14 protein-coding genes, 1 other RNA gene and 1 pseudogene are annotated in these 15,214 nt (G+C 63.1%); 11 read left to right on the plus strand and 5 right to left on the minus strand.

Going from position 1 to position 15,214, the window contains the following annotated elements; all coding sequences use genetic code 11:
* Positions 1 to 70 precede the first annotated feature (70 nt).
* The 3 genes from AC1RGE_RS31150 to AC1RGE_RS31160 all read left to right on the plus strand — a co-directional run bounded on the left by AC1RGE_RS31150 (position 71) and on the right by AC1RGE_RS31160 (position 2,255).
* Positions 71 to 1,237: a zinc-binding metallopeptidase family protein gene (locus tag AC1RGE_RS31150; RefSeq protein ID WP_011060214.1), complete on the plus strand. Its 1,167-nt coding sequence runs from the start codon at positions 71 to 73 to the stop codon at positions 1,235 to 1,237.
* A 225-nt stretch (positions 1,238 to 1,462) separates the two neighbouring features.
* Positions 1,463 to 1,559, plus strand: an RNA gene (gene ffs, locus AC1RGE_RS31155) — signal recognition particle sRNA small type.
* A gap of 192 nt (positions 1,560 to 1,751) precedes the next feature.
* Positions 1,752 to 2,255 (plus strand): GrpB family protein, encoded by a 504-nt coding sequence (locus tag AC1RGE_RS31160; protein ID WP_401026743.1) that lies wholly within the window; start codon positions 1,752 to 1,754, stop codon positions 2,253 to 2,255.
* A 54-nt stretch (positions 2,256 to 2,309) separates the two neighbouring features.
* Here the strand turns inward: AC1RGE_RS31160 and AC1RGE_RS31165 are convergent, their stop codons facing one another.
* Positions 2,310 to 3,176, minus strand: coding sequence for a LysR family transcriptional regulator (locus AC1RGE_RS31165; protein WP_011060216.1), 867 nt, complete (start codon positions 3,174 to 3,176; stop codon positions 2,310 to 2,312).
* Between the two features lie 105 nt (positions 3,177 to 3,281).
* Here AC1RGE_RS31165 and AC1RGE_RS31170 point away from each other — a divergent pair, with 105 nt between their 5' ends.
* Positions 3,282 to 4,205 (plus strand): DMT family transporter, encoded by a 924-nt coding sequence (locus AC1RGE_RS31170; protein WP_183000930.1) that lies wholly within the window; start codon positions 3,282 to 3,284, stop codon positions 4,203 to 4,205.
* 55 nt (positions 4,206 to 4,260) lie between these two features.
* Here the strand turns inward: AC1RGE_RS31170 and AC1RGE_RS31175 are convergent, their stop codons facing one another.
* The 3 genes from AC1RGE_RS31175 to AC1RGE_RS31185 form a co-directional block, all read right to left on the minus strand.
* Positions 4,261 to 5,154 (minus strand): DUF2167 domain-containing protein, encoded by an 894-nt coding sequence (locus AC1RGE_RS31175; RefSeq protein WP_065363450.1) that lies wholly within the window; start codon positions 5,152 to 5,154, stop codon positions 4,261 to 4,263.
* A 131-nt stretch (positions 5,155 to 5,285) separates the two neighbouring features.
* Complete coding sequence (locus tag AC1RGE_RS31180; RefSeq protein ID WP_011060219.1) at positions 5,286 to 5,657, minus strand: VOC family protein; 372 nt, start codon at positions 5,655 to 5,657, stop codon at positions 5,286 to 5,288.
* 146 nt (positions 5,658 to 5,803) lie between these two features.
* Positions 5,804 to 6,118: a helix-turn-helix domain-containing protein gene (locus tag AC1RGE_RS31185; protein ID WP_011060220.1), complete on the minus strand. Its 315-nt coding sequence runs from the start codon at positions 6,116 to 6,118 to the stop codon at positions 5,804 to 5,806.
* 444 nt (positions 6,119 to 6,562) lie between these two features.
* Here AC1RGE_RS31185 and AC1RGE_RS31190 point away from each other — a divergent pair.
* The 3 genes and pseudogenes from AC1RGE_RS31190 to AC1RGE_RS31200 all read left to right on the plus strand — a co-directional run.
* Positions 6,563 to 6,844: pseudogene (locus tag AC1RGE_RS31190) on the plus strand (PAS domain-containing protein); the annotation flags it as partial.
* A 174-nt stretch (positions 6,845 to 7,018) separates the two neighbouring features.
* On the plus strand, positions 7,019 to 8,128 hold the full coding sequence (locus AC1RGE_RS31195) for a methyl-accepting chemotaxis protein (RefSeq protein ID WP_456301878.1): 1,110 nt from the start codon (positions 7,019 to 7,021) through the stop codon (positions 8,126 to 8,128).
* A gap of 18 nt (positions 8,129 to 8,146) precedes the next feature.
* Positions 8,147 to 9,865: a putative bifunctional diguanylate cyclase/phosphodiesterase gene (locus AC1RGE_RS31200; RefSeq protein WP_011060222.1), complete on the plus strand. Its 1,719-nt coding sequence runs from the start codon at positions 8,147 to 8,149 to the stop codon at positions 9,863 to 9,865.
* Here AC1RGE_RS31200 and AC1RGE_RS31205 read toward each other — a convergent pair.
* Positions 9,838 to 10,608, minus strand: a complete 771-nt coding sequence (locus AC1RGE_RS31205; RefSeq protein WP_019093852.1) for a substrate-binding periplasmic protein — start codon at positions 10,606 to 10,608, stop codon at positions 9,838 to 9,840. The two genes, AC1RGE_RS31200 and AC1RGE_RS31205, sit on opposite strands and share 28 nt — an antisense overlap.
* Positions 10,609 to 10,747: 139 nt before the next feature.
* Here AC1RGE_RS31205 and dnaX point away from each other — a divergent pair, with 139 nt between their 5' ends.
* The 4 genes from dnaX (at position 10,748) to recR (ending at position 15,146) form a co-directional block, all read left to right on the plus strand.
* Positions 10,748 to 12,826: a DNA polymerase III subunit gamma/tau gene (dnaX, locus tag AC1RGE_RS31210; RefSeq protein ID WP_492585669.1), complete on the plus strand. Its 2,079-nt coding sequence runs from the start codon at positions 10,748 to 10,750 to the stop codon at positions 12,824 to 12,826.
* Between the two features lie 66 nt (positions 12,827 to 12,892).
* Positions 12,893 to 13,231: a YbaB/EbfC family nucleoid-associated protein gene (locus AC1RGE_RS31215; protein WP_015634779.1), complete on the plus strand. Its 339-nt coding sequence runs from the start codon at positions 12,893 to 12,895 to the stop codon at positions 13,229 to 13,231.
* A 210-nt stretch (positions 13,232 to 13,441) separates the two neighbouring features.
* A complete protein-coding gene (gene curA, locus AC1RGE_RS31220; RefSeq protein WP_011060226.1) occupies positions 13,442 to 14,485 on the plus strand; it encodes an NADPH-dependent curcumin/dihydrocurcumin reductase in 1,044 nt (347 codons plus the stop codon).
* Between the two features lie 58 nt (positions 14,486 to 14,543).
* Positions 14,544 to 15,146 carry a recombination mediator RecR gene (recR, locus tag AC1RGE_RS31225; RefSeq protein ID WP_011060227.1) on the plus strand — a complete coding sequence of 201 codons (603 nt, stop codon included), beginning with the start codon at positions 14,544 to 14,546 and terminating at the stop codon, positions 15,144 to 15,146.
* The last annotated feature ends 68 nt before the right edge of the window (positions 15,147 to 15,214 follow it).

The raw sequence follows: 15,214 nt of genomic DNA on the forward strand, positions 1-15,214 counted from the left end.
TGGTACGAATCTTGGAACCCCACAGGCTTGCCCATGATCTAGTCTTGGCAAGCCCCAGGGAGGATTCGCCATGTACCGCTTTTTCGAGCAGCTCAGTTCCCGGATCGCCGCACCCTTCGTCGGCGACCGTTCACGTAACAGCAAACTCTGGTCCTGCCGCTGCGGGCAATCGCTGTTCTTTCGCAACAGCCAGTGCCTGGCCTGTTCGGCAATGCTTGGCTATGCACCGCACCTGGGTCTGCTGTCTTCCCTGCAGCCCGGGCCGGCGGGCGATACCTGGGTGCTGGATGCCAAGCCCGAAGCCGGCGCCTTCAGGCGTTGCGCCAACCTCGATACCCCGGCAGCCTGCAACTGGCTGCTGCCGGCGCATCTGACCGACAGCCTGTGCGTGGCCTGCAAGCTCAATCGCACCATTCCCGACCTGTCCATAGCCGAGAACCCGGAGCGCTGGCGCAAGGTGGAAATTGCCAAGCGGCGGCTGGTGGCGCAATTGCTTGACCTGGGGCTGCAGGTGATCCCCAAGGGCGAGGATGAGCAGGCCGGGCTGGCCTTCGATTTCATCGGTGTCGATCTGGAGGGCAGGGCGCCGGTTACCGGGCATGCCAACGGCCTCATTACGCTGGATATCAAGGAAGCCGACGACGCCCACCGGGAAAAGATCCGGGCCCAGATGCATGAGCCTTACCGCACCCTGCTCGGGCATTTCCGTCACGAAGTGGGGCATTACTACTGGGACCGGTTGATAGCCAACAGCCCCTGGCTGGAAGCCTTTCGCAGCCTCTTCGGCGATGAACGCTACAGCTACGCGCAAGCTCTGGAGCGGCACTACCAGAAGGGCGCGCCAGCTGGCTGGCAGCAAAGCCATGTCAGCGCCTACGCCACCATGCACCCCTGGGAAGACTGGGCGGAGACCTGGGCTCACTACCTGCACATGGTGGATGCAGTGGACACCGCCTTGGGTTTCGGCATGAGCGCCCGGGACGTCGACCTCGACTACCAGCCGTTTCCCTTGAGCAGCCTCTATGATCCGCAGCATCCAGGCGGGCCGGCGTTCCTGGCTTTCGTCAACGCCTGGATCGAACTGGCGGGCATGCTCAACGAACTGTCCCGCAGCATGGGCCAACCGGATTTCTACCCCTTCATCCTGCCGCCCGCGGTGATTGCCAAATTGCATTTCATCCACCTGGTGATCCAGCAGGAAGGCGGCCGCGCCGACGAAGTCCTGTCCCTGGACTGATCCTCACCGTCCTGTAGGAGCGAGCTTGCTCGCGAAGGCCCCTGCGCGATTTCCCTGATGCACCGCGATGCCTGTTTCGCCAGCAAGTTCGCCCCCACGGCAGGTGGGCCACGGCCAAGTGCTTGAAGCCCATCGAATTTTAATCTGCAGCCAGCGGTTGTAAGTTCGACTCAGATAGGTACAATGGCGCGGCTCGCCGTCAGGCGAGCGTCGTTATGGTGACCCCATCGGTCCCCCCGCAACGATTACCCGTGAACCTGGTCAGAGCCGGAAGGCAGCAGCCACAGCGGGAACATTGTGTGCCGGGGTGTGGCTGGTGGGGTTGCCTCCATAACGCTCCTCGTTGGTCCTCAACGAGATGAATCAAAATTCCTGCCAACCTTCGAGCTCGTGCAGCATTTCTGTTGACGTGCCGTTGTCGTGCGCCTTGTTTGTGGTTCGCCAATCCCTGTGTCCTGTTGGCCCGGGCGGCGGGCTCCTGGAATATCCAACGCTTTTGCATCAAGGAGTGGTCATGGCGCTAACCAGTAAGATCTCCCTCTATGACGATCGTTGGCCTGCGGCATTTGCAGGGGAGAAGGCGCGCATAGCCAAAGGCTTCGGTTGCGAGCTGATGGATATTCATCACGTGGGGAGCACTGCTGTTCCAGGATTGGCGGCCAAGCCGGAAATCGATCTGCTGGTGGTGGTCGCGGAGCAGGTGGATGAAGCCGCGCGCAATGCCTTCATGGCGACCCTGGGGTATGTCCGGGGTAGCAATCTGTCCCCCGGGCATCATTTTTACCGCCGCGATGTAGAGGGGGTGCGCACCCACAAGGTGCATGTCTGTGTCGCCGGTCATGAGCAGGTGGGGCGCATGCTGCGCTTTCGCGATTTGTTGCGTCAGGACAGCGGCATCCGCCAACAGTATCAGGATCTGAAGTTTCGGCTTGAGGCCAGCAATCGCGAGGGCATTGGCGAGTACCTTGCGCAGAAGGCCCCCTTTATCGACGCCCTGATGGGGGCTCGGTCTTCGTGACTGCCTCGTTGTGCCCAAATGCTCGGTGTTGCCTGCAAGGTTGCTGCGGGGCTGTCAGGCCCCCAGCTGCTCCCGCAGCAACTGGGCAAAGGCGTCCCTGGCGCCATGGTGTTGTACATCCTTGTGCCAGACAAAACGGTTATCCACCGGTAGCAGGTCGTCGAAGCGCTGCACGCTCAGGTTGGCCGATTGCGAATAGCGCTCCAGCACCCCTTCCGGTATCAGCGAGACCCCGGCCCCCACGCTGACGCAGCCGATGATGGTGCCCCAGCTGGCATAGCCGGTGATGGGCAGGTTCAGACCGTGCCTGCCCAGCCAGTTTTCCAGGGCGCGGCGATAGGGGCAGCCCGGCGGCCACATGAACAGGTTGTGGTGCTGCAAGTCGCTGGCGCTGCGGATAGGGGCGCTGTTTCCGCTGGAGATCAGCACCAGCGGTTCGTGGTAGAGCACGGTCTGTTGCAGTTTGGCCGGCAGGCTGTCGATGGCCACCAGGGCGCCGTCGATGCGTTGGTGCAGCAGCTCTTCAAAGAGTTGCGACCAGGTTCCGGTCACCAGCTCCACGCTCACCTTCGGATAGCGCTTGTGGTATTGCGCCAGCAGGGGAGGCAGGCGCCCACCGGCGCATGACTCGATCGAGCCCAGGCGCAACAGGCCGCTGGGTTCGGCCTGGTTGTCCACCGCACGTTTGGCTTCATCCACCAGGGCCAGGATGCGTTCACTGTAGCCGAGGAAGATTTCCCCGGCGGGGCTGATCCGCAGGCCGCGTCCGACCCGGGTAAACAGCTCGGTGCCCAGCTCGCCTTCCAGCTGCTTGAGGCGGTTGGTGATATTGGACGGCACGCAATGCAGTTGCTCGGCCGCTCGGGCAATGCTGCCGGTGCGGGCCACGGCCTTCACCATTTTCAGTTGGGTCAGTTCCATTGCTCATTTCCAGTGAGGAATAACCTCAGTATCGGTTAATTGTGGTGAGTTGTGCAGGGCGGGACACTGCAGGTCCTCTTCTTGCCTCTGGATATCTGTGTCGTGATGCTCTCGCCCCTGTTCAAGCTGGTGCTGGCCACCGCTGCGGTGATTCTGTGTTGGGCCTATTCGCCGGTGGGTATCCATATCGGCCTGGAGGGCTACAGCCCCGGGCACCTGGCCTTGCTGCGGTTCCTGATTGCCTCGCTGTTCATGGCGGCAATGGCGCTGGTGCTGAAGATCTCCCTGCCGCGCTGGCGCGACCTGCCCTGGTTGCTGGTACTGGGTTTCTTCGCCATCGCTTTTCATCACGTCAGCCTCAACTACGGCCAGCAAGGGCTGAGCGCCGGAGCATCCAGCGTGCTGGCGCAGTCCGCGCCGATCTTCAGCACGCTGATCGCGTTTTTCTGGCTCAGGGAGCCGGTCAGTGGCTGGCGCTGGCTTTGTGTGGTGATCGGGCTGTTGGGGGCGGTGCTGGTGGTGGCCGGTGACAAGGGCCTGGGGGCGATCGAGCCGCGAGGGCTGCTGGTGCTTCTGGCGGCGTTTTCCTGGGGGCTGTACTTCGTCTTGCAGCGGCGCTTTTCCGGGCGCTATGGGGTGTTGACCACTGTCTGCTACATGGTCTGGGGCGGTACGCTACTGCTCTTGGTGTATGCCCCCGGGCTGACGCAGGCGGTGGCCCAGGCATCACTACGGGTGAACCTGGCGGTGCTGTTGCTGGGGCTGTTTCCCAGTGCACTGGCTTACCTGGCCTGGGCCTATGTGCTGGCTCGGGTCGAGGTCAGCCGCGCGTCGATCGCCATGTACCTGATTCCGCCGGTGGCGATGCTGCTGGCCGCGACGGTGCTGGGCGAAACTCTGCAGTCCAGCGTGGTGCTGGGTGCGGCAGTGGTGCTGGGTAGCGTGATGGCGATGCAATTGGACGGGCGTTGGCGTCGGCGCTTGTCGGCGACACCTGCCAATGAGGTGCCTGCCGGGCAAGGCCGCTAGTACCGGCCTTGCAAGTGACAGCGCCGCGCAATGGCGGGGCGCTGCCGGGCGGGATTCAGCTCTTTTTCTTGAACAGGCGGCCGATGAAGGCGGCAAGGCCCAATACCCCCAGGACGATGAATTTCTTGCCGGCCAGGAGCAGTACGCCGAGCTTGGCGAAGAGCCCGGCCTTGCTGGCGAGGCCGCCGGCCACCAGGGCGGCGAGGCCGTAGGAAGCCAGTTTGTCGGTGCTTGGGTTGTAGTCGGCGTAGCGGTTGCCGTCGGTGAAGTTGGTAAAGGCCAGCACCTTGGGAATCTCGCGCTTGATGGTGTCCAGGTCGTCCATTGAAGCCACGGCATTGAGTTCCAGCACGCCTTCGCGGCCCAGCACGCGGATGCTGTAGTTCAGGGTGTGGCTCTGGGCGCCTTCGGCCTTGAGTTCACGGGCCCAGTACATCTTGTGCGACTGTGCGTCATAGCTTGGCTGCTCGGCCCAGCCCAACAGGTGAATGGCGCCGTAGCCCTGTTCCTGGCGCTGCTTGTTGTCTTCCTCGTCCGCTTCCTGCATCTGCTTGAGCAGGTCCTGGTAGTCGATCTTTGCGGCGTCGTCGTCGGAGATGTGCCCATCGTTCTTGTAGCTGATGATCACACCCCAGCCTTCGGCGGACAGCGGGCTGACGGCGCTGGGCACGATCATGCCCAGGGTGGTGAAGCCAGGTGGATTGCCCCAGCCCTCGGTGAGCAGCTTCTCGGTGTCCTTGGGGTTGAGGTAGTAGAACTCCTTGCTCAGATCGAGGCTGGCGATATCCCCGGGCAGCTTGACGTTGCCGTGGCGTGGGGAGAGCGAGGCGAGAAACTGTTCGGCTGTCTGGGGTTCGGCGTCCTTGCTCTCGGGCGCGGTGGCGGCGCTGGCAAGAAAGGGCATGGCGCAGAGGGCGGCCATGGCCATGAGGAGGCGCAGGTACTTCATCGTATTCCCTTACATTTTGTGACAAGTTGGCGGGGAGGATAACGATGAGTGCCGGGCGGCTCAATGTGGCGGCCGGTTTTATTTTGCTGCAGGGTCGGGCGCCGATACGGCGCCGTTTCAGGGCTGGCGACTCAGTCGATGGTCAGGTACAGCACCCGCAGGCGGTGGCCGTCCGGGTCGAGGGCCACCAGGGTGTAGCCGAAATCCATCTGGGTCGGCGGCTGGGCGATGGTCATGCCCAGGGCTTGCCAGTGCCGATGCAGTTCATCCACCGCTTCGCGGCTGTCCACGGCCCAGCCCAGTTCGCCGCCACCGCCGGCGGCCTGAGCGCTCGGCTGGACAGTGTGTCGGGACCAGAGGCCAAGCTTGATCCCCGAGTCGAGGATGAACAAGGCGAAAGTCGGGCCGGATTCCACCGGCGGTTTATCCAGCAAGCGGCTATAGAACTCTGCGCTGAGGGCAGGGCTGTCCACGTAGAGCAGGAAATAGGTGTTGGTGATCATGGCGACTCCAGAGGCCTTTGGATGGTGCATTGGGCGCAAGCTTAGGGGGCTGGCCTGTCAGTTCCTGTCAGGAGTCGTCGATTGAAAAAGAGGCCGGCTTATCGGTGTCGATAAACCTGCCTCTTGGAGTTGATTTGTTGCGGGGCTCAAGGCTTGGACAAGGCCTGGTCTACCGCTGCTATCAGCTTTCCCAGATCCTTCGGGGTGGCTTTGTGAATGACACCGAACAAATAAGCCCGCTGTTCCTCTTCGTCGCCCAGATCGGCGAAGAAGGCTTTCAGCTTCACTCCCAGTACTTCGGCTAATAGAAATAGAGCTTCAACGCTGGGGGTGTAGGTGCCGGTTTCGAAGCGGCTGATGGTTTTTGGGTCAAAACCGGTTTTTTCACCTAGTTCAGCCTGAGTAAGCCCCGCTACCTTTCGATAGCGCTTGATGGCTGCACCCAAACTTGAAATTTGCATCGCTCAATTCCCATTTAGAATCAAGAACTTAACGATAAATATTGGCATTAGACAACACCATGGTTCATCACCTTGCTTTGCAAAATGTGATGTATTTCGTAGAATCGGCGCTTCGGACAGGTATTTGGTGATCTAGTTTCAGAAGGCTGGTTTATGAAACAAGAAATCATTGCATTTCCCTTGTTCACCTAAACCAAGGACTTGGCAGAGGCTCGAACGTCTCGTAAATCCCGCCAACGCTCCGTCCGCCGTCCCCACCTGACGCCTCATCTGATCCTAGTTGATCTCCGTCGAATCGATGGTCAACTGCCGCGCAAACCGCTGTACGGCTGCAATCAGGGCGAACCTTCCGATTGAGCCGTACCGCCAGGAAAGTACATCGCGAATCAGCCTCTTGCCGGGTGCCGGTAACTGTTGATCGCAGGCTGTCTATGGAGTTCTAAAGTGCGTCTCAATTTGCCGGTCACCTCTGTCGAGCAGACCTTTCCCGACCAGCAGCGGCTCATATCCGCCACCGACATCAACAGTCACATCACGTACTGCAACGCCGAGTTCGCAGCGATGAGCGGTTTCAGCCAGGCCGAACTGATCGGCAGCACCCATAACCTGGTTCGCCACCCGGACATGCCGGCGGCGGTGTTCGAGTCGATGTGGGGTTACCTGAAGGCTGGCCAGAGCTGGATGGGTGTGGTGAAGAACCGTTGCAAGAACGGCAATTTCTATTGGGTCAGCGCCTATGTCACGCCGATCCTGGAGGACGGAAAACTGGTGGGCTACGAGTCGGTGCGGGTCAAGCCAAGCCGAGAGCAGGTCAGCCGCGCCGAAACCTTGTATGCGCGCCTGCGGGCCGACAAGGCGCCGGTTTGCGCCTGGCGCCGCATCGAGGCCGCAACCCGGCCCTTGCTGCTGCCGGTGTCGGTGGCGGTAGGCTGCCTGGCCGCCTTCCACTGGCTGCCGACGCTGGCCGCCCAGGGCTGTACGGTCGCGGGTTTCGTGGCTGTCGGGCTGCTGGCCCAGCGCCGCCTGGGGCAGCAGCTCAAGCAGATTGTCAGTAGCACACCGAATACCTTTGCCGATCCGATCTGCGCCCTGGCCTACAGCGAAGCACTGGGGCCGGCGGCGCAGTTGCAGATGATCCTGATCAGTGAGGAGGCGCGCCTAAAGACCGCCCTGACCCGCCTCAGCGATCTGGCCCGGCAGATGGCTACCGCAGCGGCCGATTCCAGCCAATTGTCCAGCCGCACCGAGTCGGCGCTGCTGGAGCAGCGGGCGGAAACCGACATGACCGCGGCCGCCATGACCCAGATGGCTGCTTCAATCACCGAGGTCGCTGAACACGTCCAGCACACCGCCAGCGAAGCCCACACCGCCAACCTGCTGGCCCGGCAGGGCAGTGAGGTGGCCGGCACCTCGCGGGATGCCATCCAGTTGCTGGCGCGCACCGTGACACAGATCAACCAGGCCGTGGGCGACCTGGCCGGGCAGACCCAGGAGATCATGGTGGCGGCGAGCATGATCCAGGCGATTGCCGACCAGACCAACCTGCTGGCCCTGAATGCGGCCATCGAGGCAGCCCGAGCTGGTGAGCAGGGCCGTGGTTTTGCCGTGGTCGCCGATGAGGTGCGGGCCCTGGCCGGCAAGACCCGCGAGTCGACCCAGCAGATCCAGGGCATCATCCAGAGCCTGCGCGCCGGGGCCGACGAAGCCGTGCAGATCGCCAGCCTGGGCATCGAGGAGGCGGAGCAGGGCGTGCAGCAGGTGGTCCAGGCCCAGCAGGCGCTGCAAGGCATCGGCGCGGCAGTGGAGCGCATTACCGATATGAGCCAGCAAATGGCCGCGGCATCCCAGGAGCAGTCCCATGTAGCCGAATCGGTCTCCGAACAGATCAACAGTGTCGCCGTCACTGTGCAGCGCACTGCCGAGAATGCCAGCGCCGGAGTGGTTCGCGGCGCCGAGCTGGAAAACATCTCTTCCGGGCTGCGTGCCCTGGTCGAGCGGTTCAACCGCTAGCGACAGTGAGTTCGACTCATGGATGAGAAATACCGCAGGGCCGTCGATGCCGCCGCCATCTTCTCCGAGACGGACCTGGGCGGCAGCATCACTTATGTCAACGATCTGTTCTGCCAGGTCTCGGGCTACAGCCGTGAAGAACTGATCGGCGCCAACCACCGCATGCTCAGTTCCGGGCTGCATCCGCCGGAGTTCTTTGCCGAGTTGTGGCAGACCATTACCCAGGGCCGGGTGTGGAAGGGCGAGATCTGCAACCGCGCCAAGGACGGCAGCCTGTACTGGGTCGACAGCACCATGGTGCCGCTGGTGGATCAGCGCTCCGGGCAGGTGGTGCGTTATGTGTCGATCCGCTTCGATGTCAGCGAAAAGCGTCAGCTGTTGCATTCGTTGCAATGGCGGGTCGGCCACGACGTGCTGACCGGGCTGCCCAACCGGGCCTTTCTCTCGGACCTGCTGCACCAGGCTCTGGATTTCTCCCGGGCGCAGGATATTCCCCTGGCGGTCTGCATGCTCGACCTGGATGGCTTCAAGGCGGTCAATGACGGCTATGGCCACGCCTGTGGCGACCTGCTGCTGGTGGAGGTGGCTGCGCGGCTGCGCTCGATCATCCGCGGCGAGGACGTGGTGGCTCGCCTGGCCGGCGACGAGTTCGTGCTGATTTTGCGTTACGTGCGCGACATGCTGGAGCTGCGCGCGGCGTTGCAAAGGGTATTGGCGACCATTTCCCAGCCGTACTCGATCCAGGGCAAGGACATCAATGTCTTCGCCAGCATCGGCGTGACCCTGTACCCCACCGACAACCACGACGCCGACACCTTGTTGCGCCACGCCGACCAGGCCATGTACGTGGCCAAGCAGAGTGGACGCAACCGCTTCCACCTGTTCGATGTGCTGCGCGACCGTGAAGTGATGGTCACCTACCAGACTGTCGAGCAGGTGCGCCAGGCCTTGCTCGCAGGCGAGTTGCGCCTGTACTTCCAGCCCAAGGTGAACATGCGTACCGGTGAGGTGGTGGGCTTCGAGGCGATGCTGCGCTGGCAGCACCCGCAGCGCGGCATGCTGGGGGCCCAGGAGTTTCTGCAGCAGGTGGAGGAGACCGACCTGATCGTCGAGATCGGCGAATGGGTCATGGACCAGGTGATGACCCGCCTGCAAGGCTGGCAGCAGGCGGGGCTGGGCTGGCCGGTGAGCCTGAACGTGGCGGCCCGGCATTTCCAGCGCCCGGACTTCGTCGAGCGGCTCAAGGACATGCTCGATCGCTATCCGGATGTGTTGCCGGCGTTGCTGGACCTGGAAATCGTCGAGTCGGTGGCCATCGACAATATCCAGCGGGTCAGCGATTGCCTCGATGCCTGCCAGGGATTTGGCGTGCAGTTCTCCCTGGGGGACTTCGGCACTGGCCATTCGTCCCTCAGCTACCTCAAGCGCCTGCGCACCCAGACCATCAAGATCGACCGGCTGTTCGTGCGCGACATGCTGCACGACGCGGACGATCAGGCGCTGATCCAGGCGTTGGTGGGGCTGGCCCAGGCCTTTGGCCGGCGCGTGGTGGCCGAGGGGCTGGAAAGCCTGGCGCATGGCGAGCGCTTGATGGCCCTTGGCTGCGACGTCGCCCAGGGGGATTTCATTGCGCCGCCAATGCCCGCCGAGGCGGTGCTGGATTGGGTGCGTAGCTTTGAGCCACCGCGGGCATGGCGAAGCGACGAGCTTCAGGGCGAGGCGATGTCGGGAGGCTGAGCGTCGTCCTGAGGGCCGACGTAACGTTGGATGATGGCGTCGATCTCGCCGGACATCTTCATTCGCAACAGGGTGCGCAGGATGCGCTGGGCCGGCACTCTCGGATCGTTGCGTACATAGCAGCCGACGGCCTGCTCCTGCAGCACCGCGACGCTGTACAGCGGGTTGCCGGTGGCCTGGGTCTTGTTGAACCAGTCCAGGGTCCACTGGCTGGCGATGGCGTAGCGGTAACGCCCGACCACCAGTTTCTGCAGCACCTGCTCCTCGTTGCGGGCGTCGTCGCGTATCAGCTGGTTGGTGTCGAACAGCGGCTGCAAGGGGGTGTAGGTATAGCTGAGGACGGTGCCGATATGCTGGCGCGACAGTTGCTGCAGGTTGACCACCGAGGGCTCCGGATGGGTGCTCACCAGCAGGTTGCGCTGGATGAACAGCGGCACGCTCCACAGGTAATCCCCAGAGAGGTTCGGCAGCCAGGCCTGGGCAGCGTAGCAGCGCACGTCGACTTCGCCCTGGGCCATGGCGTTCTGCACCCGGGCCCGGGCCAGGACATGAAACTGCGCCGGGGTACCCAGGTGCCGGGCCAGGCTGTTCATGGTGTCGAAAAGGATGCCATCGGTGGGCTGGTCGCCTTCGACCTCGATGGCCGGCATGGTCCAACTGTCGGCGATGGCAAAGCGCAGGGGCGGCTCTGCGGCTTCCAGGCTGGCGCTGAAGAGAAACAGGGCGCACCAGGTCAAACGCATACAGTCTCCAGGGTGTCGGCGGGCGAGCAATCCTTTGCAAAATGCAAGCTTAGACAGATTAGACGAGCGCGCCGGATGCAATTTCGCCCTTGCTCCGCTAGCATTACCGGCTTCCGCTTTCCAGTTGCGACGGTTTTCGATGAGTTATCAGGTTCTTGCACGTAAATGGCGTCCGCGCTCGTTCCGCGAAATGGTCGGCCAGACCCATGTGCTCAAGGCTCTGATCAATGCCTTGGACAGCCAGCGGCTGCACCACGCCTACCTGTTTACCGGCACTCGCGGGGTGGGCAAGACCACCATCGCGCGAATCATTGCCAAATGCCTGAACTGTGAAACAGGTATCACTTCCACGCCCTGTGGCACCTGTTCGGTGTGCTGCGAGATCGATGAGGGGCGCTTTGTCGACCTGATCGAGATCGACGCCGCGAGCCGGACCAAGGTCGAGGATACCCGTGAATTGCTGGATAACGTGCAATACGCACCGAGCCGCGGGCGCTTCAAGGTCTACCTGATCGACGAAGTGCACATGCTCTCCAGCCACTCGTTCAACGCCCTGCTCAAGACCCTCGAAGAGCCGCCGCCCTACGTCAAGTTCATCCTGGCGACCACTGATCCGCAGAAGCTGCCGGCGACCATCCTCTCGCGCTGCCTGCAGTTCTCCCTGAAGAACATGACCCCGGAACGGGTGGTGGAGCACTTGAGCCACGTCCTGGGCGTGGAGAACGTGCCGTTCGAGGATGACGCCCTGTGGCTGCTGGGCCGCGCCGCCGATGGCTCGATGCGCGATGCCATGAGCCTCACCGACCAGGCGATTGCCTTCGGTGAAGGCAAGGTTATGGCGGCCGATGTGCGGGCCATGCTCGGCACCCTCGATCACGGCCAGGTCTATGACGTGCTGCATGCGCTGATCAACGGCGACGCCAAGGCGTTGCTCGAGGCGGTGCGGCATTTGGCGGAGCAGGGGCCGGACTGGAACGGCGTGCTTTCGGAAATTCTCAACGTGCTGCACCGGGTGGCGATTGCCCAGGCATTGCCGGAAGGGGTCGACAACGGGCACGGCGATCGTGACCGGGTGCTGGCCTTGGCCCAGGCCCTGCCTGCCGAAGACGTGCAGTTCTATTACCAGATGGGCCTGATCGGTCGACGCGACCTGCCGTTGGCGCCGGACCCCCGCGGCGGCTTTGAAATGGTCCTGCTGCGAATGCTGGCCTTCCGCCCAGCCGATACCGCGGATGCACCGAGACAGCCGCTAAAGCCAGTGGGGATCAGCCAGGCCACAGTTGATTCCGCCCAAGCCGTGGCGGCGCCGGCACCTGCCGTGCCTGTAGCGACCGTTGCCCCGGCTCCGGTTGTGAGTGCTCCAGTGGCGCCAGCACCTGTTGCCGCGCCCGAACCTGTCGCGCCCCCTGTGGCCGAAGCGGTCGCTGTCGAACCCGAGCCGGTGGTTGCCGAAGCGGTGGTCGACCTGCCCTGGAACGATCCGGTGGAGCCACAGATCGAACAGCAGCCAGCGGTCGAGCCGATGCTGGAGGTGGCCGCCGAGCAGCCTGAGCTGACGCCGATGCCGACCCCGACGCCGGACAGCGTGGTGCCGGACGCGCCGGAGTGGGTCAGCGCCCCGGTGCCGGAACCCACGGTGGCGGAAGTCGACGCCGCCACCCCGGGTATCGACCTGGACGACGAGCCGCCGCTGGACGAGGACTATATCGAGCCGGACATGGATTCGGCCTACAGCTACCTGGACGAACTGGCCAGTGAGCACGCAGCCGATCCGGCGCCGGAACCCGAGCCCGAACCTGCTGCCAAGCCGGCCACTGGCCTGGCCCTGGAATGGCTGCAGCTGTTCCCGAAACTGCCGATCTCGGGCATGACCGGCAGCATCGCCGCCAACTGCACCCTGATGTCCGTGGACGGCGACCATTGGCTGCTGCACCTGGACCCGGCCCACAGCGCACTGTTCAACGCCACCCAGCAGCGTCGCCTCAACGACGCCCTGAACCAGTACCACGGGCGTACCCTGACCCTGGCGATCGAGCTGATCAAGCCAGAGCAGGAAACCCCGGCCCAGGCTGCATCACGGCGCCGTGCCGATCGTCAGCGCGAGGCCGAGGAGTCGATCCATGGTGATCCGTTCATCCAGCGGATGGTCCAGGAGTTCGGTGCAGTGGTGCGCCACGATACTATTGAACCTGTCGAGGCCCTGGCGGCTCAGGGTTGATCATTCAAAGGGCGCCGGGCCAGGGGCCGGGCGCCGTTTCCATCCCCGTACTTTGAGGTAATTCCCATGATGAAAGGTGGCATGGCCGGCCTGATGAAGCAGGCACAGCAGATGCAGGAAAAAATGGCCAAGATGCAGGAAGAACTGGCCAACGCCGAAGTCACCGGCAAGGCTGGCGGCGACATGGTCACCGTAGTCATGACCGGCCGTCATGACATCAAGCGCGTGAGCATCGACCCGAGCCTGCTGGAAGGTGTCAGCGAAGATGACCGTGAAGTGCTCGAAGACCTGTTTGCCGCTGCGGTGAACGACGCCGTGCGCAAGATCGAGTCCAACAGCCAGGAAAAGATGTCCGGCATGACCGCCGGCATGCAACTGCCTCCAGGCATGAAATTGCCGTTCTGATTCGCGCAAGCGCATCGGATGGACTACATAAAGCCAGGCCTTGAGCCTGGCTTTTTTTTGCCCTGGCGATCAGCACTGCGCTGTGGGTAGCAGCCGGCTGGCCGGCGAAGGCCACAGCAGATCCATCTGCAGAAACATCGAACGTGATGCTATTCACAGGGTCTGCAACCTATACCCTTTCATTCAACCTTCCCTAAAGGAGTGTCCATGATGCCGCAAACATTGACCCTCAATCAGCGTGTGGTGCTGGTCTCCCGGCCCGAGGGCGCGCCGGTCCCGGAGAATTTCCGCCTGGAACGGGTGGCCTTGCCGGAACTGGCTGATGGCCAGGTGCTGTTGAAGACCCTCTACCTGTCACTGGACCCCTACATGCGCGGGCGCATGAGCGATGCCCCGTCCTATGCGGCGCCGGTGGAAATAGACGAGGTCATGACCGGCGGTGCAGTGAGCCGGGTCGAGCGTTCGCTCAACCCCAAGTTCCAGGAGGGCGACCTGGTGGTGGGCGCCACTGGTTGGCAGAGCCACTGCATTTGCGATGGCCGCAACCTGATCCCGGTGCCCTCGGGCCTGCCCAGCCCTTCCATGGCCCTGGGTGTGCTCGGCATGCCCGGAATGACCGCCTACATGGGGCTGATGGACATCGGCCAGCCCAAGGCCGGAGAAACCCTGGTGGTGGGTGCTGCCTCCGGCGCCGTGGGGTCGGTGGTGGGGCAGGTGGCGAAGCTCAAGGGGCTGCGGGTGGTGGGCGTGGCCGGTGGCGCCGACAAATGCCGCTATGTGGTCGAGGAGCTGGGTTTTGATGCCTGCATCGATCACAAGAGCCCCGACTTTGCCGACGAACTGGCCCAGGCCTGCTTCAAGGGCGTGGACATCTATTTTGAAAACGTCGGTGGCAAGGTCTTCGACGGGGTACTGCCCCTGCTCAACCCCAGGGCGCGTATTCCCCTGTGCGGGCTGATCGCCCAGTACAACGCCCAGGCGCTGCCGCCGGGGCCGGATCGCCTGCCACTGCTGCAGCGCACCTTGCTCACCAAGCGGGTACGCATCCAGGGCTTTATTGTCTTCGACGACTATGGCGACCGCCATCCGGAGTTCATCAAGGCCATGGCGCCCTGGGTGCGCGAAGGCAAGGTCAAGTTCAAGGAGGACGTGGTCGAGGGACTGGAGCAGGCACCAGAAGCCTTCATTGGCCTGCTGGAGGGGCGCAACTTCGGCAAGCTGGTGGTCAAGGTCGCCCCGGACGCGAGCATTTGACGCTACCCCGAGGCGCGGGTATAAACCGCGTCTCGTTGTTTTTGTCGGACCTTTGCCCATGAGCTTCAGCCCCCTGATTCGCCAACTGATCGATGCCCTGCGCACCTTGCCGGGCGTGGGTCAGAAAACCGCCCAGCGCATGGCCCTGCAACTGCTCGAGCGTGATCGCAGTGGTGGCTTGCGCCTGGCGCAGGCCTTGAGCCAGGCCATGGAAGGCGTGGGGCATTGCCGCCAGTGCCGGACCCTGACCGAAGACGAGCTGTGCCCGCAGTGTGCCGATCCGCGTCGCGACGACACCCTGCTGTGCGTGGTGGAAGGGCCGATGGATGTGTACGCGGTGGAGCAGACCGGCTATCGCGGGCGCTACTTCGTGCTCAAAGGCCACCTGTCGCCTCTGGATGGCCTGGGCCCGGAGGCCATCGGCATTCCGCAGTTGCTGGCGCGTATCGAGGAGCAGGGCAGCTTCAGCGAAGTGATCCTGGCCACCAACCCGACTGTGGAAGGCGAAGCCACTGCGCACTACATCGCCCAACTGCTGACCAACAAGGGCCTGATCACCTCGCGCATCGCTCACGGCGTGCCTCTGGGCGGCGAGCTGGAACTGGTGGATGGCGGCACCCTGGCTCACTCCTTTGCCGGGCGCAAACCCATAGCGTTGTAAGACTGCGGAAGCCGGCTGACTGGCGAAGGATGCGCCACGCATTCTCTTGAAAACCAAGCAAGCGCTTG

It is taken from the genome of Pseudomonas sp. GW823-FHT02C05, assembly GCF_058797595.1.

What these genes read in the sequence shown, in the direction of transcription:
- AC1RGE_RS31150 (WP_011060214.1), top strand. Translation starts at nt 71, where the DNA reads ATGTACCGCTTTTTCGAGCAGCTCAGTTCCCGGATCGCCGCACCCTTC.
- AC1RGE_RS31160 (WP_401026743.1), top strand. Translation starts at nt 1,752, where the DNA reads ATGGCGCTAACCAGTAAGATCTCCCTCTATGACGATCGTTGGCCTGCG.
- AC1RGE_RS31165 (WP_011060216.1), bottom strand. Translation starts at nt 3,176, where the DNA reads ATGGAACTGACCCAACTGAAAATGGTGAAGGCCGTGGCCCGCACCGGC.
- AC1RGE_RS31170 (WP_183000930.1), top strand. Translation starts at nt 3,282, where the DNA reads ATGCTCTCGCCCCTGTTCAAGCTGGTGCTGGCCACCGCTGCGGTGATT.
- AC1RGE_RS31175 (WP_065363450.1), bottom strand. Translation starts at nt 5,154, where the DNA reads ATGAAGTACCTGCGCCTCCTCATGGCCATGGCCGCCCTCTGCGCCATG.
- AC1RGE_RS31180 (WP_011060219.1), bottom strand. Translation starts at nt 5,657, where the DNA reads ATGATCACCAACACCTATTTCCTGCTCTACGTGGACAGCCCTGCCCTC.
- AC1RGE_RS31185 (WP_011060220.1), bottom strand. Translation starts at nt 6,118, where the DNA reads ATGCAAATTTCAAGTTTGGGTGCAGCCATCAAGCGCTATCGAAAGGTA.
- AC1RGE_RS31200 (WP_011060222.1), top strand. Translation starts at nt 8,147, where the DNA reads ATGGATGAGAAATACCGCAGGGCCGTCGATGCCGCCGCCATCTTCTCC.
- AC1RGE_RS31205 (WP_019093852.1), bottom strand. Translation starts at nt 10,608, where the DNA reads ATGCGTTTGACCTGGTGCGCCCTGTTTCTCTTCAGCGCCAGCCTGGAA.
- dnaX (WP_492585669.1), top strand. Translation starts at nt 10,748, where the DNA reads ATGAGTTATCAGGTTCTTGCACGTAAATGGCGTCCGCGCTCGTTCCGC.
- AC1RGE_RS31215 (WP_015634779.1), top strand. Translation starts at nt 12,893, where the DNA reads ATGATGAAAGGTGGCATGGCCGGCCTGATGAAGCAGGCACAGCAGATG.
- curA (WP_011060226.1), top strand. Translation starts at nt 13,442, where the DNA reads ATGCCGCAAACATTGACCCTCAATCAGCGTGTGGTGCTGGTCTCCCGG.
- recR (WP_011060227.1), top strand. Translation starts at nt 14,544, where the DNA reads ATGAGCTTCAGCCCCCTGATTCGCCAACTGATCGATGCCCTGCGCACC.